The following is a 25,225-nucleotide window of genomic DNA, read 5'->3' on the forward strand; positions in this document are numbered from 1 at the left end:
AAAATGCAAGCGATCCGGTCTTTTCCGGACGTGACAATCAGCACCCACTTCTTAAGGAACCGACTCCCGGGAGGTGCACATGGTTGCGAATTCGCTTAATGTGTAATCACATTGCTAGCAATGCGCTAGACACACAAACAGGGGGAATCATGACCGACCAACCGATAGCGGCGCAGACCGACAGCGCTCCGGAGATGCCTGAGCCGCAGGTCCGGGAGACCACGGCGCACTCCATCCCCGGCGGCCTCGGCCTGCTCCTGACCGTCCTCGGCGTGTTCCTCGGCGTCGGCCTGGCGATCGTCGGTGGCGCCCTGGGTGCCAACGGCCACGACGGGGCGGGGATCCCTCTTCTCGTCGTCGGGGTGCTTCTCGCCATCGCCTCGCTCTTCTGCATGAGCGGCGTCAAGATGGTGGCGCCCGGCGAGGCACGCGTCATCCAGCTCTTCGGCCGGTACGTGGGAACGATCCGCGCCGACGGACTGCGCTGGATCAACCCGCTGACCAGCAGCCGCAAGATCTCCACCCGGGTCCGCAACCACGAGACCGCGGTCCTCAAGGTCAACGACGCCTACGGCAACCCGATCGAGCTCGCCGCGATCGTCGTCTGGAAGGTCGAGGACACCGCGCAGGCGCTCTTCGAGGTCGACGACTTCCGGAAGTTCGTCGCCACGCAGACCGAGGCGGCCGTCCGCCACATCGCGATCGAGTACCCGTACGACGCCCACGACGAGGGCGGCCTGTCACTGCGCGGCAACGCGGACGAGATCACCGAGAAGCTGGGCGCCGAGCTCACCGCCCGGGTGCAGGCCGCCGGTGTACGCATCATCGAGTCCCGCTTCAGCCACCTCGCGTACGCCCCCGAGATCGCCTCCGCGATGCTCCAGCGCCAGCAGGCGGGCGCAGTGGTCGCGGCCCGCCAGCAGATCGTCGAGGGAGCGGTCGGCATGGTCGAGATGGCGCTGACCCGGATCGCGGAACAGGACATCGTCGAACTCGACTCCGAACGCAAGGCGGCAATGGTCAGCAACCTGATGGTGGTGCTGTGCGGTGACCGCGCGGCGCAACCCGTCCTGAACACGGGCACGCTCTACCAGTGACGGAAGAAACCCCGAAGCGCAAGCAGATGCTGCTGCGGCTGGACCCTGCGGTGCACGACGCGCTGGCCCGCTGGGCCTCGGACGAACTGCGCAGCGCGAACGCCCAGATCGAGTTCCTGCTGCGCAGGGCGCTGGCGGAGGCGGGCCGCCTGCCGACGACGGCATCCCCCATCCCCCGCCGGGGCCGTCCCCCCAAGCCCCCGTCGGAGTAGGGGGCGGGCGAACGGGACCGGCGGGGGCCGGGCGCCTGCCCCGTAGCGCCGGACGGGCTGGAGGATCAGCCCGTCCGGCGACCCCGGGCGCAGCCGTCGTCTCCCGGAAGACGCCACCGAGGAAGGCCGGATCCGGCCGTGCCCGACGCGTTCCGGCAGGCGCTCCTGAGGACGGAGGGCGACGAGGGGAACCGGGCCGACGGAGCTCCCGCTGCAGGTTGTTCCGTCTCCGGACGCCTCTCGTTCACGACGGGTATCGCCCCCACACCTACGTTCGTGTGTGAAAGCTATGCAATTCACAAGGAGCTGTTGTGAACACACGCGTGCGTAGTGCGCGATGGGGAGCCCCCGTCGCTGCGGCCGTTGTGGCCGCAGTCGCCACGATGGTGCTCAACCCGACGCTGGGTGCGTCGGCCGTTGCTCCGCTGTCGGCGGCAAAGGCGAAGGCCCCCACGGCGAAGAACGTCATCTTCATCAACGGTGACGGCATGGGTGCCTCGATGCGCGAGGCAGCAAGACTCAACCTTTCCGGCCTGGAAGGCCAGTTGGCGATGGACCGCCTCGCGGCGTCCGGCCAGCTCACCACCACCCCCCGGGACCCGAAGGCCGTCGTGACGGACTCCGCCGCGGCGGCGACCGCATGGGCCACGGGCGAGAAGACCTACAACGGCGCGATCAGCGTCGACGTCGACGGCAACGCGCTGGCGACCCTCGGCCAGCAGGCCAAGGCGGCCGGCAAGGCCACCGGCCTGGTGACCACCGCCCAGGTCACCGACGCGTCCCCGGCGGCGTTCTTCGCCAACACCGCGGACCGCGGACAGCAGGACGAGATCGCCCGTCAGTACCTGGACGTCAGCAAGCCCGACGTCATCCTGGGCGGCGGCGAGGACTGGTGGCTGCCGGCCGGTACGCCGGGCGCGTTCAAGGACAAGCCGGCGGAGGACGCGACCGAGGGCAGCCGCGGCACCAAGGGCGACCTGATCAAGAAGGCCCAGAAGGCCGGTTACTCGTACGTCAACAGTGCGAGCGGCCTGAGCAAGGCCAAGAACGGCAAGATCCTCGGGCTGTTCAGCAACGAGGAGATGTTCCAGCAGCGTCCCGAGGGCCAGGGCGACGTCTACAGCCCGGTCGTGGACCTCGGCACGATGACGAGCAAGGCCCTGACCAGCCTGGACAAGAACAAGAAGGGCTTCTTCCTCATGGTCGAGGAGGAAGGCACCGACGAGTTCGCGCACTCCAACAACGGCACGCGCGTCCTGCAGTCGATGCAGCAGCTGGAGAAGGCCGTCGCGGTGGCCCGCGCGTACATCGCGACGCACCCCGACACGCTGCTGGTCGTCACCGGTGACCACGAGACCGGTGGTCTCTCGGTCGAGGAGGTCGACGCCGCCGACGAGTCCGGGGACGCCATCTCCGCCGAGGACGGTCCGTTCTCGATCCGCGGCAGCGACCGCAAGTTCATCATCGACTGGACGACGTCCGGGCACACCAGCGTGGACGTGCCCGTGACGGCGAGCGGTCCGCTCTCCGACAGCTTCTCGGGCAAGCACCCGAACACGTACGTGCACGACGTACTCAAGCAGGTGCTGGCACCGCGCCGCTGAACACGGTGACGCAGGAACGGGCCCCGGGAGCGATCTTCCGGGGCCCGTTCCCGTGCGCAGGCGCGATGCCGTCGGGCTGGGGCGACCCGGGCCCGCCGTAAGCCCGCTCGGGGCCGCACCGGGCAGTACGGCTGCTGCCCCACCTCATCTCGACGAGGACCGGACGAGGACTGCACGAGGACTGCTCCACCCGCGTATACACACACGGTATACACAGCGCTTATAGTGTGCGCATGTCTATCGGTCACACCCTCCTCGGGCTCCTCGAGTCCGGCCCCCGCCACGGCTACGACCTCAAGCGCACATTCGACGAGAAGTTCGGCCACGACCGCCCCCTGCACTACGGCCAGGTCTACTCGACCATGTCCCGCCTCCTCAAGAACGGCCTCGTCGAGGTCGACGGCATAGAGAGCGGCGGCGGCCCCGAGCGCAAGCGGTACGCCATCACCGAGGCCGGTATCACCGACGTCGCCGACTGGCTCGCCCAGCCCGAGAAGCCGGAGCCGTACCTCCAGTCGACGCTGTACACCAAGGTCGTCCTGGCCCTGCTCACCGGCCGCAGCGCCGAAGCCCTCCTGGACACGCAGCGCACCGAGCACCTGCGCCTGATGCGCATCCTCACCGACCGCAAGCGCGGCGGCGACCTGGCAGATCAGCTGATCTGCGACCACGCCCTCTTCCACCTGGAGGCCGACCTCCGCTGGCTGGAACTGACGGCCGCCCGGCTCGGCCGCCTCGCCGGCGAGGTCGTCGCATGATCCCCGCCGGCTCCCTCCTCGTCGCCCGCGACCTGCACAAGTCGTACGGTTCGACACCCGCCCTGGACGGCGCCTCGTTCTCCGTCCACCCCGGCGAGGTCGTCGCCGTACTGGGCCCCTCCGGCTCCGGCAAGTCGACCCTGCTGCACTGCCTCGCCGGCATCATCACCCCCGACAGCGGCACGGTCAGCTACGCGGGCCGCGAACTCTCCGCGATGTCCGACGCCGAACGCAGCGCCCTGCGCCGCAGCGACTTCGGCTTCGTCTTCCAGTTCGGACAGCTCGTCCCGGAGCTGACCTGCGTGGAGAACGTCGCCCTGCCCCTCCGCCTCAGCGGCGCCAAACGCAAGGACGCCGAGCGCACCGCCCTGCAGTGGATGGAGCGCCTCGAGGTGGACGACCTCGGCGCCAAGCGTCCCGGCGAGGTCTCCGGCGGCCAGGGCCAGCGCGTCGCCATCGCCCGAGCCCTGGTCTCCTCCCCGAAGGTGATCTTCGCGGACGAGCCGACCGGCGCCCTGGACTCCCTCAACGGCGAGCGGGTGATGCAGCTGCTCACCGAGGCCGCCCGATCCGCCGACGTCGCCGTGGTCCTGGTGACGCACGAGGCCCGCGTTGCCGCCTACTCCGACCGCGACGTCACCGTCCGCGACGGCCGGGCCCGCGATCTGGAGCACGTCGCATGACACTGCTCGACCGGAAGACGGTCCCGCCGGCCGAGGGACTCCGGCCCACCGCGCCCTCCCGGGCGACCGGCCTGCTGCGCAATCTCGGCCTCGGCATCCGGTTCGCCTCCTCCGGCGGGCGCGAGGGCTGGACCCGCACCCTGCTCACCGCGGTCGGTGTGGGACTCGGCGTGGCGCTGCTGCTGGTCGCGGCCTCCGTACCGCATCTGCTCGATCAGCGTTCCGCCCGCGACCAGGCCCGCGCCGAGGCCCGTGTCTCACGCGACCACACCGTCCCGAAGTCGGACTCCACGGTGCTGCGAATCACCGCGGACTCCGAGTTCCGCGGCCGCTCCGTCGAGGGCTTCCTGATGCGGCCGGAAGGGGCGCACCCGGTGACTCCGCCCGGCGTGGCGAGCTTCCCCGGCCCGGACGAGATGGTCGTCTCGCCCGCCCTGAAGGAGCTGCTCGGCTCCCCGGAGGGCCGACTCCTCAAGGAGCGGCTGCCGTACCGGATCACCGGCACCATCGCCGATCCGGGCCTGATCTCCCCGGGCGAACTGCGCTTCTACGTCGGCAGCGCCACGCTGACCACCGCCGCGGGCGGCCACCGGCTGGCCGACTACGGCGCCCGGGACCCGTCCGAGCCGCTGTCCCCCGTCCTCATCGTGCTGATCATCATGATCTGCGTCGTCCTGCTGGTGCCGGTCGCGATCTTCATCGCGACAGCCGTGCGCTTCGGCGGGGACCGCCGCGACCGCAGGCTCGCGGCGCTGCGTCTGGTCGGCGCGGACATCCGGACGACCCGCCGGATCGCGGCCGGTGAGGCGCTCTTCGGCGCGGTGCTCGGACTGCTGACGGGCCTGCTGCTCTTCCTGGTGGGACGTCAGTTCGTGGGCGCCGTCGAGGTGTGGGACGTCAGCGCCTTCCCCGCCGATCTGGTCCCCGCCCCCTGGCTGGCGGCGCTGATCGCGGTGGCGGTACCGGTGGCGGCAGTGCTCGTCACCCTGACCGCTCTGCGCTCGGTGGTGATCGAACCGCTCGGCGTCGTACGCAGCAGTCGCAGCCACAGGCGCCGGCTCTGGTGGCGGCTGCTGATGCCCGTGGCAGGGGTGGTGGTACTCGCACTGACCGGAAAGGTCGACAAGTACGCCCCGGTCAATCCGTATCCGATCGCGTGCGGCGCCGTGCTGGTCCTGGTGGGGCTCGCACTGCTGCTGCCCTGGCTGGTCGAGGCGTGTGTGAACCGGCTGCACGGCGGCCCGGTGCCCTGGCAGCTCGCGACCCGCAGGCTGCAGCTGAGCAGCGGGGCGGCGTCGCGTGCGGTCAGCGGCATCACGGTCGCGGTGGCGGGCGCGGTGGCGCTGCAGATGCTGTTCGCGGCGGTGGGAGACGACTTCAACCGGATGACGGGACAGGATCCCTCGCGGGCCCAGTTCACGACCTCCTCCGAGAACGTGACCGGGGACGCGGCCGCGCGCACCATCAAGGAGTTCCGGGCCACCAAGGGTGTGCAGGCCGTCATCGGCACGGTCGAGGTGTACGTCACCCGGCCGGGGAAGTACGAGGGCGACATCCGGCCCACCACCTCCCTGTCCATCGGCGACTGCGCGACCCTGCGCGAACTCGCCCGGATCGACTCCTGCAAGGAGGGAGACGCCTTCGTCGTCCACCCCAGGAACGACAAGGGCATGGCAGCCTGGATGGACGAGACGGCCCGCAAGGGCAAAGAGGTCGAGGCCGGCTCGGGCGGCAAGCGGTCGGTGCGCTGGACCCTGCCCGCCGACGCCCGGACGGTCGTCTCCCGCCCCGATCCGATGGGGGAGGACCACTGGGGCATCATGGCCACGGTCGGCGCGGTCGACCCGAGTACGCTGCCCGGCGCGACGGTCAACGCGCAGATCAAGGTCGACGAGAGCGTCGCGGACGTCTCCGAGTACGTACGGAACACGGCGGCCAGGATCGACCCCGGCATGTACGTCGCCTCCCTGAATTCAGTGACGCGTGACCGGCAGTACGCCAGCGTGCAGACCAGCCTCCAGGTCGGCGCCACAGCCACCCTGCTGCTGATCGCCGCCTCGATGCTGGTCTCCCAGCTCGAACAGTTGCGGGAGCGCAGACGCCTGCTGTCGGTCCTGGTCGCCTTCGGCACCCGGCGGACCACCCTCGGCTGGTCGGTGCTCTGGCAGACCGCCGTACCGGTGGTCATCGGCCTGGTGGTGGCGGTCGCGGGCGGGCTCGGGCTCGGCGCCGTGATGATCAGGATGATCGCCAAAAAGGTGACCCACTGGTGGGTGTTCCTGCCGATGGTGGGGGCGGGCACCGCACTGGTCCTGCTGGTCACCCTGGTCTCGCTGCCACTGCTGTGGCGGCTCATGCGACCGGACGGCCTGCGGACGGAATGACGGACACAAGGGGTGCGGTCCCTCCGCAAGGAGGGGCCGCACCCCTTTCACGCGTGGGACGTGCCCGCCGTCAGCCGTACCGGCAGCGCCCGCATCGCCTCACGCAGTGCCGCCGCGAACTCCTCGAACTCGCCGTGCCGCGCCGCCCCGGTCCGCATCCCCAGCGCCACCCGCCGCGACGGCGCGGGGTCCGCGAAGTAACCGGTGGTCAGCGCATCGTTGCGGGCCGTCTCCACGGTGACGGCGGTACGAGGCAGCAACGTCACCCCGAGCCCGCCCGCGACCAGCTGCACCAGCGTGGAGAGCCCGGCCGCGGTCGTGGTCACCGGCGCCCCCTCCGTACGTCCCGCCTCCCGGCAGATGTCCAGCGCCTGGTCGCGCAGACAGTGCCCCTCGTCGAGCAGCAGCAACGGCAGCTCGCGCAGCGCCTCGCGCGGAATGTCGGCGCGACCGCCCAGCCAGTGGCTGCGCTCCATGACCAGCACGAAGTCCTCATCGAAGAGCGGAAGTTCGGTCACCTGGGGCACCCCCAGCGGCACGGCGAGCAGCAGCAGGTCCAGCCGGCCGGCGGCCAGCCCCTCCAGCAGCGACGACGTCTGCTCCTCGTGCACCTGCAGGTCGAGCTCCGGGTAACGATCGTGGACCAGCCGCAGCACGGTCGGCAGCAGGTACGGGGCGACGGTCGGAATCACGCCGAGCCTGAGCACTCCGGTGAACGGTGCCCGGACCGCCTCGGCCTCCTCCATCAGCTCACCGACGGCCTCCAGCACCGCCCCGGCCCGCACCGCCAGCCGCTCCCCGGCGGGCGAGAGCAGCACCTTGCGCGTCGTACGCTCGATGAGCTGGACACCGAGTGTCTCCTCCAGCGCCGACACGGCACCGGAGAGCGCGGGCTGGCTCATCCCGATTGCGGCCGCCGCGTCCCTGAAGTGCAGATGCTCGGCCACGGCCGCGAACGCGCGCAGCTGCGACAGACTGGGTTGTTTGGGTCGACTGCCCTGGTTGCCTTGCGCCACTGATAGGCACCTCCGATCATCACGACCGAGTGTAGCTATTTCCGCGATCAATGCACTCTGTGCCAAGGTGGACATCGTCCAACCCCCAGGAAATCCCGCAAAAGGGAATTCCTATGCTGCAAGGAGAGCGCGTGCTCACTGTCGGTGACAAGTTCCCCCAGTTCGACCTGACTGCTTGTGTCTCGCTGGAGAGCGGCAAGGAGTTCGAGCAGATCAACCACAAGACCTACGAGGGTCAGTGGAAAATCGTCTTCGCGTGGCCCAAGGACTTCACTTTCGTGTGCCCCACCGAGATCGCCGCCTTCGGCAAGCTGAACGACGAGTTCGCCGACCGTGACGCCCAGATCCTCGGCTTCTCCGGCGACTCCGAGTTCGTGCACCACGCCTGGCGCAAGGACCACCCGGACCTGACCGACCTGCCCTTCCCGATGATGGCCGACTCGAAGCACGAGCTCATGCGTGGCCTCGGCATCGAGGGCGAGGACGGCTTCGCGCAGCGCGCCGTCTTCATCGTCGACCCGAACAACGAGATCCAGTTCACGATGGTGACCGCCGGTTCCGTGGGCCGTAACCCCAAGGAGGTCCTCCGGGTCCTCGACGCCCTGCAGACCGACGAGCTGTGCCCGTGCAACTGGACCAAGGGCGAGAACACCCTGGACCCGGTCGCGCTCCTCTCGGGCGAGTGAGCTGACACCGACATGGCACTCGACGAACTGAAGGCCGCCGTCCCGGACTTCGCCAAGGACCTGAAGCTGAACCTCGGTTCGGTCATCGGGAACAGCGAACTCCCGCAGCAGCAGCTCTGGGGCACCGTCCTCGCCTGCGCGATCGCCTCGCGCTCGCCGAAGGTGCTTCGCGAGCTGGAGCCGGAGGCCAAGGCCAACCTCTCTGCCGAGGCGTACACCGCGGCGAAGTCGGCCGCCGCCGTCATGGCGATGAACAACGTCTTCTACCGGACCCGGCACCTGCTGTCGGACCCCGAATACGGGACGCTCCGTGCGGGCCTGCGGATGAACGTCATCGGCAAGCCGGGCGTGGAGAAGATCGACTTCGAACTGTGGTCGCTCGCCGTCTCCGCGATCAACGGCTGCGGCCAGTGCCTGGACTCCCACGAGCAGGTGCTGCGCAAGGCCGGCGTGGACCGTGAGACCATTCAGGAAGCCTTCAAGATCGCCTCGGTGATCCAGGCGGTCGGCGTGACCCTCGATGCCGAGGCCGTGCTCGCCGAGCAGTGACTGCAGTACCCCTGATACGAGAAGGGCCCCGAGGACGACCGACCGTCCACGGGGCCCTTCTTATCGTTCCGCCTCACTGCGCTCTCCGCCTCACTGCGCCGGCGGCTTCTCTTCCCCTTCGTCCTCACCCGCGGGCGGTGCCTCCGGCGCCGGAGGCAGAGCCGGGGCCGGGGCCGGGGTAGCGGCCGCCCCGATCGCCGTGGACCCGCGGGGCTGCGGTGCGTGGCGAAGGGCGGCTTCCTGCCCGAACGCCCGCAGATAGCCGACCACCGTATTGGTGACCGCGACCAGCGGCACCGCGACGACCGCACCGCCGATCCCCGCGACCATGCCGCCCGCGGCCACCGAGAGGACGACGGCGAGCGGGTGCACGCGTACCGCGCGGCCGAGGATGAACGGCTGCAGCACATGCCCCTCGATCTGCTGCACGGCCAGCACCACCACCAGCACCATCAGCGCGGTGAACACGCCCTCGGTGACCAGCGCGACGACGACCGCGAGCGCTCCGGAGACCACTGCGCCGACCAGCGGGATGAAGGCGAAGAGGAAGATGAAGACGGCGAGGGGCACCGCCATCGGGACGTCGAGGAACCAGATCCCGAGCCCGATGAAGATCGCGTCGATCATGGCGACCAGCACCGTGCCGCGCACATAGGCGGTCAGCGTCCGCCAGGCGCGTGGCCCGGCGCCCGCGACACCCGGCCGGGCCTGGGCGGGTACGAGCTTGAGCACCCACTGCCAGATGCGCTTCCCGTCGTACAGCAGGAACAGCGTCGAGAACATCGCCAGCAGTATCCCGGTGAGGACCTCCACCATCACGGTGACGCCTTGGAGCCCGGCGGAGGTTATCTCTTCGGTGTTGGTGCCGATGGTGTCGCTGAGGTTCTTCGCGACATCGTTGATCTGCTGCTCGGTGACGTGGAAGGGGCTGTCGAGCAGCCAGCGCTTCAACTCGTCGATACCGTCCCGAACCTTGTCGGAGAGGGTGTCGAGGTTGTCCATGACCTGCCAGACGACGAACCAGCCGACCAGGCCCATGATGACGAAGCCCAGGATCGCCGTGACGGCGGTGGCCACGCCGCGCGGCAGCCCGTAGCGCCTCAGCCGGGCGACGGTCGGCTGCAGCATCGCGGTGACGAGCAGCGCGGCGACGAACGCGAGCACCACCAGCTGTACGGCACTGATGACGCGCATCAGCACCCAGAGCGTGCCCGCCAGGACGAGCAGCCGCCAGCCGGCCTCGGCCGCGACGCGCATCCCCCAGGGGATCGCCGCGACCGGGTCGGGCCGGGCGGCGACGGACGGGGCGTATGCGGGCGGTGGCGGCACATGCTCGGCCGTGGCGGCAGCGTGGTCGGTGGCGGCGGCCGGGATCGCCGGCTCGGCGTCCGCGTCCCGGTCCGCCTCGGCCTCCGCCGCGGCTCGGCGTTCCTCCAGGCGCTCGCCGAGTTCGGTCAGTTCAGCGCCCAGTCGACCGAGCCATCCTGGCAGTTTCGACATATACGTTCCTTTTCCCGCGAGTTCGCTCCCCACCACTCCCCCCGGAGTCGTTCGGACGACGGTACACGCGCGAAGCCCCTCACCGTAGGACGGTGAGGGGCTTCGCAAGGTTGAGACCAGAACCCCGGAAGGTTCCGATTTCTAGTACCAGCTGTTCGCCTGCCAGAAGGACCAGGCACCGCACGGGCTGCCGTAGCGGCTGTCCATGTAGTTGAGGCCCCACTTGATCTGGGTGGCCGGGTTGGTCTGCCAGTCGGCGCCCGCGGATGCCATCTTGGAGCCGGGCAGCGCCTGGACCAGACCGTAGGCACCGGAACCGGCGTTGGTCGCCCGGTAGTTCCAGCTCGACTCGTGGTTCACGATGTTGCTGAAGCACTGGAACTGGTCACTGGGGATCATCTGGCGGGCCATCGCCTGGACTTCGGCCACGGTGTACGAGCTCTGCGTGGCGAACGCGGAGGCGCTGCGGACCTCGGAACGGCTGGCGCGCTCGGCGTCCTCCTTGGCCTGACGCTCCCGCTCCAGCTTGTCCTCGGCCGCCTGCTTCTTCGACTTGGCGTCCTTGGCGGCCTGAATGCGGGCTGCTTCCTCGACAGACTTCTTCGCCGCCGCGTCGGCGGCGGACGCCTGGGCGTCGGCCTGCTGCGTCAGCGAGGCGGTCTGCACCTGGGCCTGCTGGCCTGCGGGGATGTCGGCGAGCAGCGTCGTGTCGGCTGCGGTCGCCTCGAAGTTGTTGTCGTCGACAGCGGGAGTGCTGCCCGAAGCAACGCCTACGACGGCGCCGACGGTGGTGACCGCAGTGGCAGATGCCACGGCGAACCCCCGGACCGAGATCCGGCTCACACGGTGTCCTTCCAGCATCGCCCGCTTAGGTGACCTCGCAGGCGCAATCGTGCCCCTGACACTGGCCTCCCTACTGCTTGGGTCACGGGAGGCACGGGCCCGGTGGGCAGCTCCCCTGGGGGAGTGCCGCGTGGTGCTCGCGGGCGGCATACGGACGGCGATTGTTGAGTTGTGTGGTGCGTGGCACCTCTGGAGGTGCGGGTGTGCCGTATGCGGGGCCTGACGGAAGCAAGACTCTGCCGGAACTGGCCGCCGCTAAGCAATTCTCCGTTGCGTGTGAAAGCTCACACCCCGTTTGGCTCAGGTGTTTCGCGGAAATGGCGCCGCAACGTGATGCCGCCCGGCTAAGCTCCTTGGCTCGCCGGGCGGCATCAACTGTCGCAACCAGTATCAGATCTGGCCTTCCTCCAGCATTTCGGTCACCAGTGCGGCGATCTGCGAACGCTCGGAGCGGGTGAGCGTGACGTGCGCGAAGAGCGGGTGGCCCTTCAGCTTCTCGACCACGGCGACGACTCCGTCGTACCGGCCGACCCGGAGGTTGTCCCGTTGGGCCACGTCATGCGTGAGCACAACCCGGGAATTCGACCCGATCCTGGACAACACGGTCAGCAGGACGTTGCGTTCGAGCGACTGGGCCTCGTCGACGATCACGAAGGCGTCGTGGAGCGACCGGCCCCGGATGTGGGTGAGCGGCAGGACCTCCAGCATCCCGCGCCCCAGTACCTCCTCGATCACCTCGCGCCCGGCGACCGCCGACAGCGTGTCGAAGACGGCCTGCGCCCAGGGGCTCATCTTCTCGGCCTCGGTGCCGGGGAGATAGCCGAGCTCCTGCCCGCCGACCGCGTACAGCGGCCGGAAGACCATCACCTTCTGGTGCTGCCTGCGCTCCAGCACGGCTTCGAGACCGGCGCAGAGCGCCAGCGCCGACTTTCCGGTACCGGCCCGGCCGCCGAGCGACACGATGCCGACGTCCTGGTCGAGCAGCAGATCCAGGGCGATGCGCTGCTCGGCGCTGCGGCCGTGGATCCCGAAGGCCTCCCGGTCGCCGCGGACGAGGCGCACATTGCCCTCGGCCGTGACCCGGCCGAGCGCCTTGCCCCGCTCGGACTGCAGGACCAGTCCGGTGTGCACGGGCAGCTCGGCGACCTCGGGGACGTACAGCGTCTCCTCTCCGAAGAGCAGATCCACCTGTTCGGCCGATAGGGGAAGTTCGGCCATCCCCGTCCAGCCGGAGTCGGTGATGGCGAGTTCCGCGCGGTACTCCTCAGCGAGGAGGCCGACCGACGATGCCTTGATGCGCAGCGGCAGGTCCTTGGAGACGACCGTGACGTCGTACCCCTCGGCCTGGAGGTTGCGCGCGACCGCGAGAATCCGTGAGTCGTTGTCCCCCAACCGGTAGCCGGCGGGCAGTACGCCGGGATCGGAATGGTTGAGTTCGACGCGCAGCGTTCCGCCGAGATCCCCGAGCGGGATGGGGGCGTCGAGCCTGCCGTACCGGACGCGGAAGTCGTCCAGCAGGCGCAGGGCCTGCCGGGCGAAGTAGCCGAGCTCCGGATGGTGGCGTTTGGCCTCCAGTTCCGTGACCACGACGATCGGGAGCACGACTTCGTGCTCGTCGAAGCGGGCCATGGCGTTCGGATCGGCCAGCAGGACGCTGGTGTCGAGAACATAGGTGCGCCTGTCGGGCATGCGGCGCTTTGTGCTGGTCACCACGGAAGGACGTACCCCCTCGGACGAGGTTGGGCTGCGACGGCGTCGCGGAGCATCCCAAAGGGAGAGGACGGACCGGGCTGCGGCCACCTTGCGCGGGCCGAGCGCCGGCCCTCCGCGTCGGCCGCACTGTATGTACGGTCCTTCGTGTGCAAAGGGCCTCCCGGGCGAGCGGACTCGATGCCACTCACTTGGACACGACGTCCGCCTGGTTTTTGACCGGACGTCGACCTGACAGGGGTATTCCCTCGAACACGCGAAGCCATGCCGCCACGTGGCGGGCGGGTGAGCCGGAAGTGATGCGCCCGACCGCACAGGTCCGGGCCACGATGTGAGTCTGTCCGGCACTTGAGGCCGGAACCGTTGCGCAGGGGCGCGGGCGTGCCGGAAGCGGTGCCCCGGGGGGCACGGGTCCGGGCCCACCCGCCCCGGGGTTCCGTCCTCGGACGCCGGACAGGCTGGGCCGGGAGGCGCGGCGGCGTCAGCCGCCGAAGCGGCGGCCTCGGGCCGCGTAGTCGCGCAGCGCGCGAAGGAAGTCGACCTTGCGGAAGGCCGGCCAGAAGACTTCGCAGAAGTAGTACTCGGAGTGCGCGCTCTGCCAGAGCATGAAGCCGGACAGCCGCTGCTCACCGCTCGTGCGGATCACCAGGTCCGGATCCGGCTGACCCCGCGTGTACAGGTGCTCGGAGATCAGGTCCGTGGAGACGATCTCCGCGAGGTCCTCGAAGGACGTCCCCTTGGACGAGTGGTCGAGCAGCAGCGAGCGCACCGCGTCCGCGATCTCCTGCCGCCCGCCGTAGCCGACGGCGACGTTGACCAGTATTCCGTCGACGCCGACCGTGGCCTGCTCGGCCTCCTTGAGGACGGTCTGGGTGTGCGCGGGCAGCAGGTCCAGCGTGCCGACGTGGTGGACGCGCCACCGGCCGTCGGCCGCCAGGTCGCGCACGGTGTTCTCGATGATGCCGAGGAGCGGGGTCAGCTCGGACGCGGGCCGGTCGAAGTTGTCCGTGGAGAGCAGCCACAGGGTGACCACCTCGACATCGGTCTCACTGCACCAGCCGAGCAGCTCCTGGATCTTGTCCGCACCGGCCTGGTGCCCCTGCGCGGCCGTGCCGCCGGACGCCTTCGCCCAGCGCCGGTTGCCGTCGAGGATGACACCGATGTGCTTGGGCACCTGGGTGTGATCGAGGCGGGCCTCCACCCGGCGCGCGTAGAGCCTGTACACCAGGTCGCGCAAGTTCACTGAGTTCACCTCTCGGTTCTGTGCGGGCCCGCCCGCCCCATTGCCCGGGGTCCGGGGTCGTCCCCCTGGGGATCGCCGCACAAGTCCGCGGAGCCATCGCTCCGCCGTGCCGTGGCAGTCCCCGACGTCGCCACATTACTGCGCAGGCGCCGCACCGGCCCAACCTGGTCTGTCACAAGTACGTGATAAGGAGGGAAACGTGACTGATTCTTCTTCCTCCTACCGGGCTGCCGGTTCGCGCTACGACTCGATGGAGTACCGCCGGACCGGCCGCAGCGGTCTCAAGCTCCCCGCCGTCTCGCTCGGCCTGTGGCACAACTTCGGCGACGACCGCACACTGGACTCCCAGCGGGCGATTCTGCGCCGCGCCTTCGACCTCGGTGTGACCCACTTCGACCTGGCCAACAACTACGGCCCGCCGCCCGGCTCCGCCGAGCTCAATTTCGGAAAGCTCTTCCGCCAGGACTTCGCCCCGTACCGCGACGAACTGGTCATTTCGACCAAGGCCGGCTATGACATGCACCCCGGCCCGTACGGGGAGTGGGGCTCCCGCAAGTACCTGCTGTCGTCGCTGGACGCCTCGCTGAAGCGGATGGGGCTGGATTACGTCGACATCTTCTACTCGCACCGCTTCGATCCGGACACCCCGCTCGAGGAGACGATGGGTGCGCTGGCCTCCGCCGTGCAGCAGGGCAAGGCGCTGTACGTGGGTGTGTCCTCCTACAACTCGGAGCAGACCGCCGAGGCCGCCCGGCTGCTCAAGCAGATGGGTGTGCCCGCCCTGATCCACCAGCCGTCCTACTCGATGATCAACCGCTGGACGGAGGACGACGGACTGCTGGACACGCTGGAGGCGGCCGGCATGGGCTGCATCTCCTTCGTGCCGCTCGCCCAGGGCCTGCTCACCAACAAGTACCTGCACGGCATCCCGGAGGGTTCGCGCGCGACCCAGGGCAAGTCCCTCAGCCCGGATCTGCTCTCGGACGAGGTGGTCCGTCGGCTGAACGGGCTGAACGACATCGCCCAGCGGCGCGGACAGTCCCTCGCCCAGCTGGCACTCAACTGGGTGCTGCGGGACAGCCGTATGACATCCGCCCTGATCGGCGCGTCGAGTGTGCAGCAGCTCGAGGAGAACGTCGCGGCGCTTGCCGGACCGGCGCTGTCCGCCGAGGAGTTGAAGGAGATCGACACCTTCGCCGTGGACACCGCGGGCACCAACATCTGGGCCGGACGGGGCTGATCGGTCCGGTTTTCACGGGTCCCGCCCGGGACCCGCACCACCTGCCCACAAAAAACGGGCCGGTCCGTGGGGGGGGATACGGACCGGCCCGAGGGGGGGTTTCCACCATAACCCTTCGTAAGTGATGCTGCGTGCCACGCCGCTCCATAATTACTCTCCGAATACGCGGGACTCCGTACCGGGCACGGATTCCGGGGCCGGGAAGAGGGCGCGAAGTGGGCGGACGGCCGGGGGCGCCACCTTGACGCCGGACGGGCACATCCCGGTCCCGGACCCCCAGGGCACCAGGACTCAGTGGTGTGCGGGCGCTGGGCCATCGGAGTGAGCGGCGCCTCGATCCGCTCGGTCCGGGCCGGCCTTCACCCGGTCGGCGGTGGCTCACTTCGGCGCAGGGCGTGGGCGTTGTCGTGAGCGCCCGTACGGTCGACGCCCCTCGGCGGCGGCCGGCGCCCTCCTCGGCCCTCTCCTTCCCGCCACCCACGAAGGGCCGTGGCCAGGACGGGCACCGTCGCGCCGGCGAGGACCGCAGCTGTGCGTCTCGCGGAGGTCATGGACCACATATGGGACGCGCCCCGACCTGATGAGCCGCTAGTTTCCGCATCATGACGACACGAACCGCGACCGTGACCTGGGCCGAGGCGAACGCGCGCCGGATCGAACGCCAGGGCCTCGCCGCTCCGATGGCCTCCTCCCCCGACCGTGCCGTGGCGGCGATGCTCGGCGCCCATGCACAGGTGCCGTCCGCCGCCGAGCTGTCCGTGGGGCTGCGGCTGGCGGGCGCTACGCGTACCGACGTACGCAAGACGCTGTGGGGCGACCGCGCCCTGGTCAGGACGCATGGGCCGCGCGGCACCGTACATCTGCTACCGGCGGCCGAACTGCCTTTGTGGACCGGTGCGTTGTCCGCGGTCCCGGCCGGGACAGGCCCGTTCCGCAAGGACGCCCGGATGACCGCGGATCAGACCGAGGAGGTTCTCGCGGCGGTCGGCGACGCGCTGACGGGGGCCGAGCTGACGATCGACGAGCTCTCCGACGCGGTGATCGCCCGCACCGGGCCGTGGGCCGGGGACCTGGTGGTGCCCGCGTTCCAGGGCATGTGGCCGCGCTGGCGGCAGGTGATGCATCTCGCGGGCCACCGCGGTGTGCTGTGCTTCGCCCCCGACCGCGGCCGCAAGGTCACGTACACGAACCCGGGCGCCACCCCGCTCGACGGCCCGGAGGCGCTGGCCGGGCTCGTACACCGCTACCTGTACGCGTACGGTCCCGCCACACCGCAGCACTTCGCCAAATGGCTTGCCGCGCCCAACAGTTGGGCGAAATCGGTCTTTGCGGAGCAGGCCGGTGCCGGAGCGATCGAAGAGGTGACGCACGAAGGTGTCGGGCCGGCCTGGCTGGTGGCCGGCGACACCCGCTTCCCCGCCGGGCCGGCGCGCGGGGTGCGGCTGCTCCCCTACTTCGATGCGTTCGCCATCGCGTCGCAGCCCCGCGAGAAGCTCTTCCCGGGTGCCGCGTACGCCCGCGCGCTGGCAGGCGGCCAGGCGGGGAACCACCCGGTACTGCTGATCGACGGCACGGTCGCCGGGGTCTGGCACCAGCGCCGCTCGGGCCGCCGGATCGCGGTGACCGTGGAGCCGCTGTCCCCGCTCACAGCCGGGCAGCTGCGGGGTCTGGAGGAGCAGGTGGAACGGGTGGGCCTGGTGCTGGAGGGGAAGCCGGAACTGACGGTCGGGAAGGTGACTGTGGGGCCCCACGCATAGCGTCCGCCCGGCAGTGGTCGCTCGTGTGCTCAGGTCGTCGCTTCCGCGCCGCGGTGGCCGCGGGTGTAGCGGATCGCGACCGTGTCCCCGCCGATGACCACGAAGCGTCCGCCCTCGCACCGGATGACGGCCTGGTGCACCTCGCCGCGCTCGTCCCGGAGCTCCTCCGTGCGGGTGACCGTCCAGCCGCCGTCGGGCGGTTCCGGCAGGTGCGGCAGGGCAGCGAACTCCCACTGGCCGGCGGGTACGCACCACTCGGGCAGGCGTGGCCAGGTTCCGGGGCCGATGTGCAGGGTCCAGTCGGAGGCACAGGTCAGGAGCAACGACTGGCTGTCGGAGAGCAGGAACTCGACTGCCTCCGGTTCCCCCATCCGTCCCTCCGGCCGGTAGAAGAGGCCGAGGACACCGACGATCCGCGCCCCTCTGAGCCATTCGGCATTGCCCTGCCGCGTGCTGCGGAAGGCGTCCTCGTCGTTCTCCACCCTCATGGCCTTCCTTCCCCGTGCGCTCACCGCCCAGGGTCGCACCATTTTGGGCGTACGCCGGTGAAGGGAGAGTGGTGACACAGCGAGCGTCACCAGGTTTACGCCCACTGCGGCTTGCGGGCCTCGATCAGGAAGCGGGTGGTGTGCGCGACGAACGGCCCCTCGGTCTCGATGAGGCGGTGCAGGGCGGCCGGTTCCGGCCGGTACTGCTCGACCGTGAAGCCGGGCACCGTCCAGATCACCTTCCGTCGGATGTACCCGGCGTGCGGGGACGGTGTCATCCGCGCGCGCACGCGCGACCGAGTTCCGTGGCCCCGGCGCGGGTCAGGCCGCGAGGCCGCCGAACAGTATCCCGAGCAGCGCGCCCGCGATCATGAAGGGCCCGAACGGGATGCCCGTCCTACGCCCTGCCCGCCGCAGGATCACCAGCCCGAACCCGTACACCGCACCGAGTACGAACCCGGCGAAGCCGCCCGCGAAGACGACCGCCCACCCGTACCAGCCGAGAGCCACTCCCAGCGACAGGGCGAGCTTGACGTCGCCGAAGCCCATCCCGTTCGGGTTGATCAGGAAGAGCAGGAAGTAGAAGCCGCCGAGGGCGAGGCCGCCGAACAGGGCGGACAGCCACGAGCCGGCATGCTCCGGAAGCAGCGCCGCGCCACCCAGCAGTACGACGGCCGCACCGGCGAGCGGCAGCGTCAGCTGGTCGGGCAGCCGGTGGACGCGGCGGTCGATGGTGGCGAGGAGCACGGCGACGGGGGCGAGGAGCAGCCAGACGGCAAGCTCGGGCCTGAGCCCGGTGGCCGCGGCGAGGGCGGCGCAGCCGACGGCGGTGGCGACGGGGGCAAGGACGGCGGGGGCGTAACGCGCGGCCGGTTCGGCACCGGGGTCCCCCTCCCGGCCGTCGTCCTCCCGCGTGCTCGTGTCCGCCGACCCGGCGGTCTCGACGGGCTCGTTGGGCTCGGCGCGCTCCTCGGGTGGGGCCGCTACCGCGGCCGTGCTCGACTGCGCAGTCGTACCCGCCGCACCCGCGGCACACGCCGCGCACCGCGTCGAGCCGAGCCAGCCGCGGGCCCCCCCCCGGAAGGGGTGGCCCGCGGGGCAGGTGTCCCGCCATGCCTCCTCCGGTTCGACGGAGAACCGGTAGGCGGCGCGCGGGACCAGCAGTCCGGTCGCGGCGCCCCAGAGCGCGGCGACGCCTGTCAGCATGACGTACACGGAACCGACCCTAGGCGGGCAACGCGCACGGGGTCATGGGCCCTGGGGCCCACTGCGCGGCGTTTCGGGCCCAGTGGCGGTCACCGGGCGCTACCGTCGTCGCCATGGGTCAATGGCGTAATGGCGACGGGACGTTGACGCTCGGGGACCGGGAGGGGGGACCGGGGCTGGAGATACCGCTCCGGATCGCCGCCTCGTACCGGGCCCGGTCGAAGGGGCTTCTCGGGCAGGACGGGATCGACGGGGCACTGATGATCACCCCGTGCGGGAGTGTGCACACGTTCGGGATGCGGTTCACGATCGATGTGGCCTACCTGGACCGGAAGTTCAACGTCGTGGCGGTCCACACGATGAAGCCGGGGCGGCTCGGGATGGTGCGGCTGCGGTCCCGTCATGTGCTCGAGTCGGCGGGCGGGACGATGGAGAAGTGGGGACTGCGGCCGGGTGTGCAGGTGCAGATCGACCAGGCCGACTGAAGCAACAAATCAGGGGAGTTTGGCCAGCTGCGCGGTGACCACTTCCGCCGGGAGTTGCGGAGTCGTCGCGTCGACGAAGTCGGCGACGTAGAACGTGACGACCGTCGAGCCTCTCCGTACGAGCTGGAAGACCAGTGGCACCTTGTCGCCCTCGATGTTCCCCGTCACCTGGTAGGCGATGCTCTCCTCGCCCGCCCGCGGCGCATCCAGCAGCTCGACCTTGCTGTACGTGGACGGCCCCTCGTCACTCGAAGTCCTGAACCCGCCCGCACAGGCCTGCACCGCGTCCCGGACGTCGCGCAGCACCTGCTGGGCCCCGCCCTTCGGGTGGGAGGTGAGAATCTCGGTGACGACGGTCTGGTCGTCCTTCCCCTCCTCCGATCTGTCCATGACGGTACGGAAGACGGTGGCGGTCGCGGCGGGTTCGGGAGCACCGTTGATCACGGCGGCCAGGGGCCGACAGGCCTGGCTCTCGGCCTTTTCCGTGCCGGTGTCCTGGCTGCCCTGCAGGGGGGTGACCTCGTAGTCGGCCACGTCGCCGGTGGCCAGGGCGGCCTCGGTCAGCTCCGCCTCGGTGAGCACTTTGCCGGTGCCGGCCGGCAGCGTGCTCGGGGAGGGCGCCGGGGGCGGGGGCGAGGCGTCGTCGCCGGACGGCATCGCGCTCGACGGACTGCTCGCCCTGCCGCTGTCCTTGCCGTGGGAGGAGTCGCCGCCGGACGGGCCGCAGGACACGGCCGCGAGGCAGAGCGCCGCTGTCGTCGCCGCCATCACTGCTGTACGAGCCTTCATCGTTCCCCGTTCCTGGCCATGGGCCACGTTCCCCTGTCCGGCACGCTAACAACCGGGCGACGGCGGGTGCGTGGGCCCACGGGCCCAACTAGCAGTCACACCACGCAAGTTCCGGGCCATTCATTCGGATCAGCACGGATCAGGGCGCGTGTCCCGCGGGCCCGGCGTGATCCGACAGCCCTCAGGGCCGGGTGCCCAGGCCGCGGCCGACGAGCGGCGACACCGTGCGGATCAGCTTCAGTTGCGTGGAGCGCAGGACCTTCACGGTCGTGTCGTCGGACCAGCCGGTCGTCGTGGACCACTCGTAGCCCGAGCCGACCACCTCGCTGGCGAACGCCAGCTCCGTGGCGAGCAGCGCCCGCGCCCAGTCCATCGGCTCCAGGGGTTCCTTCGCCGCCAGCGCCGTACGGATCCTGGCTCCCCTCCGGTTCAGGTCGGCCGCGTCGTCGAAGCCCATGGCCACCGCGAACTCCTCCGTGCAGCGCGCCGGGCCGCTCCACTCGACCAGGCCCTGCTGCAGGAGCCGGGACTCCTCCTCGGTCAGCGCAAGCTGCTCCGCCGTCTGTAAGCGAGTCCTCACCCGTCCACCTTCCGGTCCCGCGCCCGCCCCCGCGGTCGCTGTCCGTGCGCGGGGGCGGGCGGGCCATGAACACTTCCGGGGCACGACGCTAGCGACCCGCCCCGGACCCCGTCTTGGGTCCCAGGGCTCAAGCGGGGACCCAAGGCCGGGGACGAGGCCGGACCGTCGTCATTCGCTCGGGCGCTTCCCGTAGTAGGGCTTGACCGTCCTGGCGAGCTTCCGCTGGATCGACCGCAGCAGCATGATGGTCGGCTCGTCACCGAGTCCCGTGGTCGTCCGCCATTCGACGCCGGTGCCGGCGAGGTCGCTGACGAACACGATCTCCACGGCCAGCAGGGTCCGCGCCCAGTCCACCGGTGCGAGCGGGGCGTCGTCGGCGAGTGCGCCCCGCAGCCTGCCGCACTGGTCGACCAGATCCTGCTCGTCCGCGAAGCCCATACCGACGGCGAGCTGATCGCTGCAGTGAGCCGGGCCGCCCCATTCCAGGAGCGCCCGCCGCAGGAGTTCGGTCTCGGCCCCCGTGAACAGTTCGCTCGCCGCCACTTCGCCTGCCGACATCAGTTCAGCCCTTCCCAGTACTCTTCGAGCTTCGCCGGGTCCCGCCGGAAGATGGTTCCGCCGTCCGGGCTCATTGGATCGTGGATCACGATGGTCGTGCCGTCCTTGCCGAGGAACGCCTTCCGGCCGCTGCCCAGGTCCTTGGTCCGCGACGGATTCTTGATCACGTCCTTGGCGAGTTCGGCGAGATCGTCGGTCGACAGGCCGGGGAAGTCGCCCGCGTGCTTGCTGTCCGCGTGCCCCTTGGCGATGTCGTCGGCATCCTCGAGGCGTTCCTCGTCGGTGCACCACGAGTTGTTGTGCACCAGGACGGGGGCGCCGCCTGCCAGCACATAGTACGTATGGATGCCGTTGACGGTCAGGTCGTACGTGGTCTGCCGCCGGCTGTACCGGGAGACGGCCGAGACGGCGAGCACGGAGCCGTCCGCGGTCCGCAGCTTCGTACCGGGCGTGATGTCGTCCGCATCCACCCAGCGCCGCGGGCCGACCGACCAGAAGGGGTGCGTGCCGGTCGCGGTGATCACCGCGGGTCCGCCGGCGGTCCGGAACGTCAGCCGGGTGAAGTCCTTGTCGTCGTACGTCGTGATCGTGCGCTCGACCCGCCGGCCCTGGGTGCGGTCGCTGTACGGGTCGGTGGCCCGGATCCGGTCGCCGGTCCGCACCGATTCGATGGGGACGGTCCGCCCATCGGCGAGCAGCACCCGTGTTCCCGGCAGGAAGCTGTGCTTGACCTTGCAGTTCGGGTTCTCGTCCGGCTTCTTCTCGTCGGGCTTGTCGTCCTTCTTCGGCGGGTCCCTCTTCGCGTCGTCGAGCTTCTTCCGGGCGTCCTCGAGCTTCTTCTCGGCTTCCTTGACCTTCTTTCTGTTCTTGACCAGGCCCTTGAGGGCGTCGTAGAGGTCGCCACCGTGCTTCTTCAAGCTCTTGATGAGCTTGTAGGCCTTCTTCCACTTCCATGGGGCGCCGTACTTCGCGCCCAGCTTCCCGACGGCTCCTCCGATCAGGCTGAGCAGGACGTTTATCAGTGTTTCCGTGCAGGCGCCCATGTCGCCCTTGGTGATGCAGTTCAGTGCGTCGGTGATCCCGAGCTCGTCGGCGAGGATCTTCGCGAGTTCCTTCGCGGCTTCCTTCGCCTTGTCCGAGTTGGACGTCTCTTCCTTCTGGGCGTCCTGGAGCTCCTTCAACGCCTTGTCGTAGTCGACCTGCGTCGGCGTCTTCGGCGTACCGTCGTCGTCGCGGTCCGACGCCGGATCCCCTGTGCCGGGCTTGCCCGAACCGCCGTCCCGGGCCTCGGTGTCCGCGTCACCACCGCAGTTCCCGCCGCCCCCGATCCGGCAGACCTGCGCACCGATCTTCTCGGTGAGCTCCGCACCGATCCCCGTCGCCACCAGGGCGCCGACAATCGCCCCGGCCACCAGGACCAGGCCCAGGTACTCCAAGGCCCCCTGCCCTCGGTCGTGCCGGCGGCGCAGACCCAGCAACCGGACATCCGTACGCGGCCGGGAACCCCGTGACCACCGTCGGATCCGACGACGCAACTCCCCCAGATGTGACATGGTTTCGACGCTAACGAGCGTGCGGTGCAACCGTCTTGGGTCCCCGGACCCCAATGAGCACCCACCTGAGACCCCCATCCGGCAGCGATTCCCGGACCGGCCGAGCCGGCTGCCCGGGCCCACGCCGACGCCCATCCACCCGGTCACCTGTCACCCAGCGCTCCCCGCGCCGGACTTGGGCCCGAACTTGGGGCCATGGGCCCAGGTCATCCGGGCCGTCCGCCCGTACGCTCACGCCACACCCGAGGTTCAGCAGCGGGGCGGGCAGGCAGTGCGAGTCAGTGGCGGAGGGGAAGACCGTGAGAAGTGGCGGCGGCTGGAGAAGCGGAAGCGGGGGCCACATACCGCGGGAGCGCGGCGGGGGTGTGTTCTTTCCCCTGACGCGCAGTTGGGCCGTCGGCGCCCTCGTCTACGTCTTCGCCGGGATCCTGGTGACGCGTGGACTGGTCGAGACGCTCGCCACCGATGAGCGGCTCCAGGTCTTCACCTGGCGGCTGGCACTGCTGCATGTGCCCAGCGTCATCACCACCCTCCTCGCCACCCTGGCCGCCGCCCGCCTCCTGCCCGACGAGCAACGCGAGTCCCGTGTCCTGTATCTGCTCGCCACTCTGGGTGTTCCGGTCGTCGGGCTCGCGTACGGCCTCTACGTCTCGTGGCATGTCGTCGGTGTCGAGGGCGTGCTGATGCCGGTGGTGGTACTGGTCACCGGCTCGGCCGTGGGGCTGGCCGTCGACCGGCTGCTGGAGGCCGACGAGCCGGAGCCCGCCGCGCCGAACTCGTACACCTGGCGCGACGGCGGTGCGACCGCCATGGAGTACCTCGGGGTGATCGTCCTCGTCGTCACCTTGATCGGCGCGATGGCGATGGCGGGTGTCGGCGGGCAGATCGGCGACCGGATCCGGTGTGCGATCAGTTCGATGGGCGGCGGGAGCGCCGGATGCACGACGGGCGGCGGGGACCCGACCGCGAAGCCGAAGACCGATGCCGACTACGAGCCCAAGCTGTGCCAGGTCTCCAGCGTCTCCGACACCGTCGGCGACAAGGTGAAGATCGGCTGGTTCGAGTGGGGCAACGAGTACGGCTTCCAGCAGAAGGTCAGCCAGGCCAAGACGGATGTGAACGAGGACGGCAAGGTCGACGAGAACGACAAGCTGGTCTACATGACGTTCACGGACGCCGCGTCCGTCGGCGCCAGCGGCAGTACGCCCGGCGTCAAGCTCGGCAAGCTCGGCAAGGCGGATGTCGACGTCGGCGGCGGCATCAAGATCACCAACGGTGATACCTGGGTCTTCAAGAGCGAGGAGGACGCCAAGAAGATGCGGGACGACATCGAGGAAATGAAGATGTGGGAGACCTCGACCAAGTACAGCGGCGGCTACGGCGGCGGCTGGTACTCGGGCATGAAGTGGGCCGAGAAGAAGGAGGACGTCGAGAAGAAGATCGGCGACAAGAAGATCTCCTACTCGACCATCGGTCTCAACGTGTACGCCGACGGCGGTCTCAACATCAGCGCGGGCGACGAGTCCAAGCTCGGCGCCAAGCTGGGCGGCAAGGCCAAGTTCTCCCCCGACGTGACCATCACCAAGGACGACGTGAACGGCAACGAGTCGTACACGTACACCGCCAAGCTCGAACTCGAGGGGAAGGTCGGCGGCACGGCGGGACCGCTCACCGGCACGGCCGGCGCGAAGGACACCCGCACCGGGGCGATCACCGTCACCCGTGACCAGAAGACCGGCAAGATCGTCCGCATCGACATGACGAAGACGGTCGAGACGGGCTCGACGTCCGACAAGGGCGAGGCCAAGGGCGACAACGGCAAGAAGGACGGTGACAAGCGCGGCGGCAAGGGCAGCGTCACCGACTCCTCCGGCGAAACCGGCATCGAGGTCCAGACGAACTCGATCATCTTCGGCAAGGACGACGACAAGGCCACCGAGGACAAGCGGGCCATCGCCGAGAAGTGGCTGGACGGCAGCGGCAACAACACCGCGCCGTTCGAGTACATGTTCGGCGACAAGTCGCTGCAGCAGAAGCCCGACGGGACGGACCCCTTCGACCAGATGATGTTCCAGGACGGCCTGTCGAGCACCATGCAGTACCACGGCGAGACGGACGCCCAGGAGTTCGGCTTCGAGGTCTCGCTCGGCATGAGTCTCGGATTCTCCATCTCGGACGAGCACAAGAAGGAGACACTGACGGACGCGCAGTTCCTCGGAGCTCCGCAGGGCGACAAGCGCAGCTTCCTCCCGTACAGCTACTGCGCGAATTGAGCACCCCGCGG

23 protein-coding genes and 1 pseudogene are annotated in these 25,225 nt (G+C 69.7%); 12 read left to right on the plus strand and 12 right to left on the minus strand.

What is annotated here, in order from left to right; all coding sequences use genetic code 11:
- Positions 1 to 149 precede the first annotated feature (149 nt).
- From ACFYP5_RS02460 to ACFYP5_RS02485, 6 genes are all read left to right on the plus strand, one after another.
- The gene (locus tag ACFYP5_RS02460) at positions 150 to 1,097 is read left to right on the plus strand and encodes an SPFH domain-containing protein (protein ID WP_389029500.1); all 948 of its coding nucleotides are present in this window, start codon (positions 150 to 152) and stop codon (positions 1,095 to 1,097) included.
- Between the two features lie 26 nt (positions 1,098 to 1,123).
- Positions 1,124 to 1,309 carry a hypothetical protein gene (locus tag ACFYP5_RS02465; RefSeq protein ID WP_389030701.1) on the plus strand — a complete coding sequence of 62 codons (186 nt, stop codon included), beginning with the start codon at positions 1,124 to 1,126 and terminating at the stop codon, positions 1,307 to 1,309.
- A gap of 311 nt (positions 1,310 to 1,620) precedes the next feature.
- Complete coding sequence (locus tag ACFYP5_RS02470) at positions 1,621 to 2,913, plus strand: alkaline phosphatase (RefSeq protein WP_389029503.1); 1,293 nt, start codon at positions 1,621 to 1,623, stop codon at positions 2,911 to 2,913.
- A 233-nt stretch (positions 2,914 to 3,146) separates the two neighbouring features.
- Positions 3,147 to 3,671, plus strand: a complete 525-nt coding sequence (locus tag ACFYP5_RS02475; RefSeq protein WP_389029506.1) for a helix-turn-helix transcriptional regulator — start codon at positions 3,147 to 3,149, stop codon at positions 3,669 to 3,671.
- Entirely contained in the window at positions 3,668 to 4,354 is a 687-nt protein-coding gene (locus ACFYP5_RS02480) for an ABC transporter ATP-binding protein (protein ID WP_389029509.1), read from the plus strand. The genes ACFYP5_RS02475 and ACFYP5_RS02480 overlap by 4 nt, the downstream gene beginning before the upstream one ends.
- Positions 4,351 to 6,738 (plus strand): ABC transporter permease, encoded by a 2,388-nt coding sequence (locus ACFYP5_RS02485; RefSeq protein ID WP_389029512.1) that lies wholly within the window; start codon positions 4,351 to 4,353, stop codon positions 6,736 to 6,738. Before ACFYP5_RS02480 ends, ACFYP5_RS02485 begins: the two co-directional genes overlap by 4 nt.
- A 47-nt stretch (positions 6,739 to 6,785) precedes the next feature.
- On the opposite strand, the gene ACFYP5_RS02490 is transcribed toward ACFYP5_RS02485, so the two are convergent.
- On the minus strand, positions 6,786 to 7,754 hold the full coding sequence (locus ACFYP5_RS02490) for a hydrogen peroxide-inducible genes activator (protein WP_389029515.1): 969 nt from the start codon (positions 7,752 to 7,754) through the stop codon (positions 6,786 to 6,788).
- Between the two features lie 131 nt (positions 7,755 to 7,885).
- On the opposite strand from ACFYP5_RS02490, the gene ACFYP5_RS02495 reads away from it, so the two are divergent.
- Positions 7,886 to 8,440, plus strand: coding sequence for a peroxiredoxin (locus tag ACFYP5_RS02495; RefSeq protein ID WP_389029518.1), 555 nt, complete (start codon positions 7,886 to 7,888; stop codon positions 8,438 to 8,440).
- A 12-nt stretch (positions 8,441 to 8,452) separates the two neighbouring features.
- Positions 8,453 to 8,989, plus strand: a complete 537-nt coding sequence (locus ACFYP5_RS02500) for an alkyl hydroperoxide reductase (RefSeq protein WP_389029522.1) — start codon at positions 8,453 to 8,455, stop codon at positions 8,987 to 8,989.
- 90 nt (positions 8,990 to 9,079) lie between these two features.
- On the opposite strand, the gene ACFYP5_RS02505 is transcribed toward ACFYP5_RS02500, so the two are convergent.
- The 4 genes from ACFYP5_RS02505 to ACFYP5_RS02520 form a co-directional block, all read right to left on the minus strand.
- On the minus strand, positions 9,080 to 10,489 hold the full coding sequence (locus ACFYP5_RS02505) for an AI-2E family transporter (protein WP_389029525.1): 1,410 nt from the start codon (positions 10,487 to 10,489) through the stop codon (positions 9,080 to 9,082).
- A 141-nt stretch (positions 10,490 to 10,630) separates the two neighbouring features.
- Positions 10,631 to 11,332 (minus strand): transglycosylase SLT domain-containing protein, encoded by a 702-nt coding sequence (locus ACFYP5_RS02510; protein WP_352300890.1) that lies wholly within the window; start codon positions 11,330 to 11,332, stop codon positions 10,631 to 10,633.
- Between the two features lie 390 nt (positions 11,333 to 11,722).
- A complete protein-coding gene (locus ACFYP5_RS02515; RefSeq protein ID WP_313938949.1) occupies positions 11,723 to 13,045 on the minus strand; it encodes a PhoH family protein in 1,323 nt (440 codons plus the stop codon).
- A gap of 478 nt (positions 13,046 to 13,523) precedes the next feature.
- Entirely contained in the window at positions 13,524 to 14,285 is a 762-nt protein-coding gene (locus ACFYP5_RS02520; RefSeq protein ID WP_030914966.1) for an isoprenyl transferase, read from the minus strand.
- Between the two features lie 199 nt (positions 14,286 to 14,484).
- Between ACFYP5_RS02520 and mgrA the strand changes: the two genes are divergently transcribed.
- Together mgrA and ACFYP5_RS02530 are read left to right on the plus strand one after the other, a co-directional pair.
- Entirely contained in the window at positions 14,485 to 15,525 is a 1,041-nt protein-coding gene (gene mgrA, locus ACFYP5_RS02525; RefSeq protein ID WP_389029528.1) for an L-glyceraldehyde 3-phosphate reductase, read from the plus strand.
- Between the two features lie 602 nt (positions 15,526 to 16,127).
- Entirely contained in the window at positions 16,128 to 17,282 is a 1,155-nt protein-coding gene (locus ACFYP5_RS02530) for a winged helix DNA-binding domain-containing protein (RefSeq protein ID WP_389029531.1), read from the plus strand.
- Positions 17,283 to 17,311: 29 nt separating this feature from the next.
- On the opposite strand, the gene ACFYP5_RS02535 is transcribed toward ACFYP5_RS02530, so the two are convergent.
- From ACFYP5_RS02535 to ACFYP5_RS02545, 3 genes and pseudogenes are all read right to left on the minus strand, one after another.
- Positions 17,312 to 17,770, minus strand: a complete 459-nt coding sequence (locus ACFYP5_RS02535) for a hypothetical protein (protein ID WP_389029534.1) — start codon at positions 17,768 to 17,770, stop codon at positions 17,312 to 17,314.
- Between the two features lie 95 nt (positions 17,771 to 17,865).
- Positions 17,866 to 18,024 (minus strand): annotated as a pseudogene (locus ACFYP5_RS02540) (SAM-dependent methyltransferase); the annotation flags it as partial.
- A 67-nt stretch (positions 18,025 to 18,091) separates the two neighbouring features.
- Positions 18,092 to 18,976 carry a prepilin peptidase gene (locus tag ACFYP5_RS02545; protein WP_389030704.1) on the minus strand — a complete coding sequence of 295 codons (885 nt, stop codon included), beginning with the start codon at positions 18,974 to 18,976 and terminating at the stop codon, positions 18,092 to 18,094.
- Between the two features lie 113 nt (positions 18,977 to 19,089).
- On the opposite strand from ACFYP5_RS02545, the gene ACFYP5_RS02550 reads away from it, so the two are divergent.
- The gene (locus ACFYP5_RS02550; RefSeq protein WP_389029537.1) at positions 19,090 to 19,461 is read left to right on the plus strand and encodes a DUF192 domain-containing protein; all 372 of its coding nucleotides are present in this window, start codon (positions 19,090 to 19,092) and stop codon (positions 19,459 to 19,461) included.
- Positions 19,462 to 19,470: 9 nt separating this feature from the next.
- On the opposite strand, the gene ACFYP5_RS02555 is transcribed toward ACFYP5_RS02550, so the two are convergent.
- The 4 genes from ACFYP5_RS02555 to ACFYP5_RS02570 form a co-directional block, all read right to left on the minus strand.
- Positions 19,471 to 20,250, minus strand: coding sequence for a hypothetical protein (locus ACFYP5_RS02555; protein WP_389029540.1), 780 nt, complete (start codon positions 20,248 to 20,250; stop codon positions 19,471 to 19,473).
- Between the two features lie 181 nt (positions 20,251 to 20,431).
- On the minus strand, positions 20,432 to 20,830 hold the full coding sequence (locus tag ACFYP5_RS02560) for a hypothetical protein (RefSeq protein ID WP_389029543.1): 399 nt from the start codon (positions 20,828 to 20,830) through the stop codon (positions 20,432 to 20,434).
- 168 nt (positions 20,831 to 20,998) lie between these two features.
- A complete protein-coding gene (locus ACFYP5_RS02565) occupies positions 20,999 to 21,388 on the minus strand; it encodes a hypothetical protein (RefSeq protein WP_389029545.1) in 390 nt (129 codons plus the stop codon).
- Positions 21,388 to 22,824 (minus strand): polymorphic toxin-type HINT domain-containing protein, encoded by a 1,437-nt coding sequence (locus ACFYP5_RS02570; protein ID WP_389029548.1) that lies wholly within the window; start codon positions 22,822 to 22,824, stop codon positions 21,388 to 21,390. The genes ACFYP5_RS02565 and ACFYP5_RS02570 overlap by 1 nt, the downstream gene beginning before the upstream one ends.
- A 416-nt stretch (positions 22,825 to 23,240) precedes the next feature.
- On the opposite strand from ACFYP5_RS02570, the gene ACFYP5_RS02575 reads away from it, so the two are divergent.
- Positions 23,241 to 25,214, plus strand: a complete 1,974-nt coding sequence (locus ACFYP5_RS02575; protein WP_389029551.1) for a hypothetical protein — start codon at positions 23,241 to 23,243, stop codon at positions 25,212 to 25,214.
- Positions 25,215 to 25,225: the final 11 nt, after the last annotated feature.

Source organism: Streptomyces sp. NPDC005262 (genome assembly GCF_042872425.1).
Classification (GTDB): domain Bacteria; phylum Actinomycetota; class Actinomycetes; order Streptomycetales; family Streptomycetaceae; genus Streptomyces.

Bases quoted from the DNA above. Each gene is read 5' to 3' on its own strand.
- ACFYP5_RS02460 (WP_389029500.1), top strand. From the start codon at position 150: ATGACCGACCAACCGATAGCGGCGCAGACCGACAGCGCTCCGGAGATG.
- ACFYP5_RS02465 (WP_389030701.1), top strand. From the start codon at position 1,124: ATGCTGCTGCGGCTGGACCCTGCGGTGCACGACGCGCTGGCCCGCTGG.
- ACFYP5_RS02475 (WP_389029506.1), top strand. From the start codon at position 3,147: ATGTCTATCGGTCACACCCTCCTCGGGCTCCTCGAGTCCGGCCCCCGC.
- ACFYP5_RS02480 (WP_389029509.1), top strand. From the start codon at position 3,668: ATGATCCCCGCCGGCTCCCTCCTCGTCGCCCGCGACCTGCACAAGTCG.
- ACFYP5_RS02485 (WP_389029512.1), top strand. From the start codon at position 4,351: ATGACACTGCTCGACCGGAAGACGGTCCCGCCGGCCGAGGGACTCCGG.
- ACFYP5_RS02500 (WP_389029522.1), top strand. From the start codon at position 8,453: ATGGCACTCGACGAACTGAAGGCCGCCGTCCCGGACTTCGCCAAGGAC.
- ACFYP5_RS02505 (WP_389029525.1), bottom strand. From the start codon at position 10,489: ATGTCGAAACTGCCAGGATGGCTCGGTCGACTGGGCGCTGAACTGACC.
- ACFYP5_RS02530 (WP_389029531.1), top strand. From the start codon at position 16,128: ATGACGACACGAACCGCGACCGTGACCTGGGCCGAGGCGAACGCGCGC.
- ACFYP5_RS02535 (WP_389029534.1), bottom strand. From the start codon at position 17,770: ATGAGGGTGGAGAACGACGAGGACGCCTTCCGCAGCACGCGGCAGGGC.
- ACFYP5_RS02545 (WP_389030704.1), bottom strand. From the start codon at position 18,976: ATGCTGACAGGCGTCGCCGCGCTCTGGGGCGCCGCGACCGGACTGCTG.
- ACFYP5_RS02550 (WP_389029537.1), top strand. From the start codon at position 19,090: ATGGGTCAATGGCGTAATGGCGACGGGACGTTGACGCTCGGGGACCGG.
- ACFYP5_RS02555 (WP_389029540.1), bottom strand. From the start codon at position 20,250: ATGAAGGCTCGTACAGCAGTGATGGCGGCGACGACAGCGGCGCTCTGC.
- ACFYP5_RS02565 (WP_389029545.1), bottom strand. From the start codon at position 21,388: ATGTCGGCAGGCGAAGTGGCGGCGAGCGAACTGTTCACGGGGGCCGAG.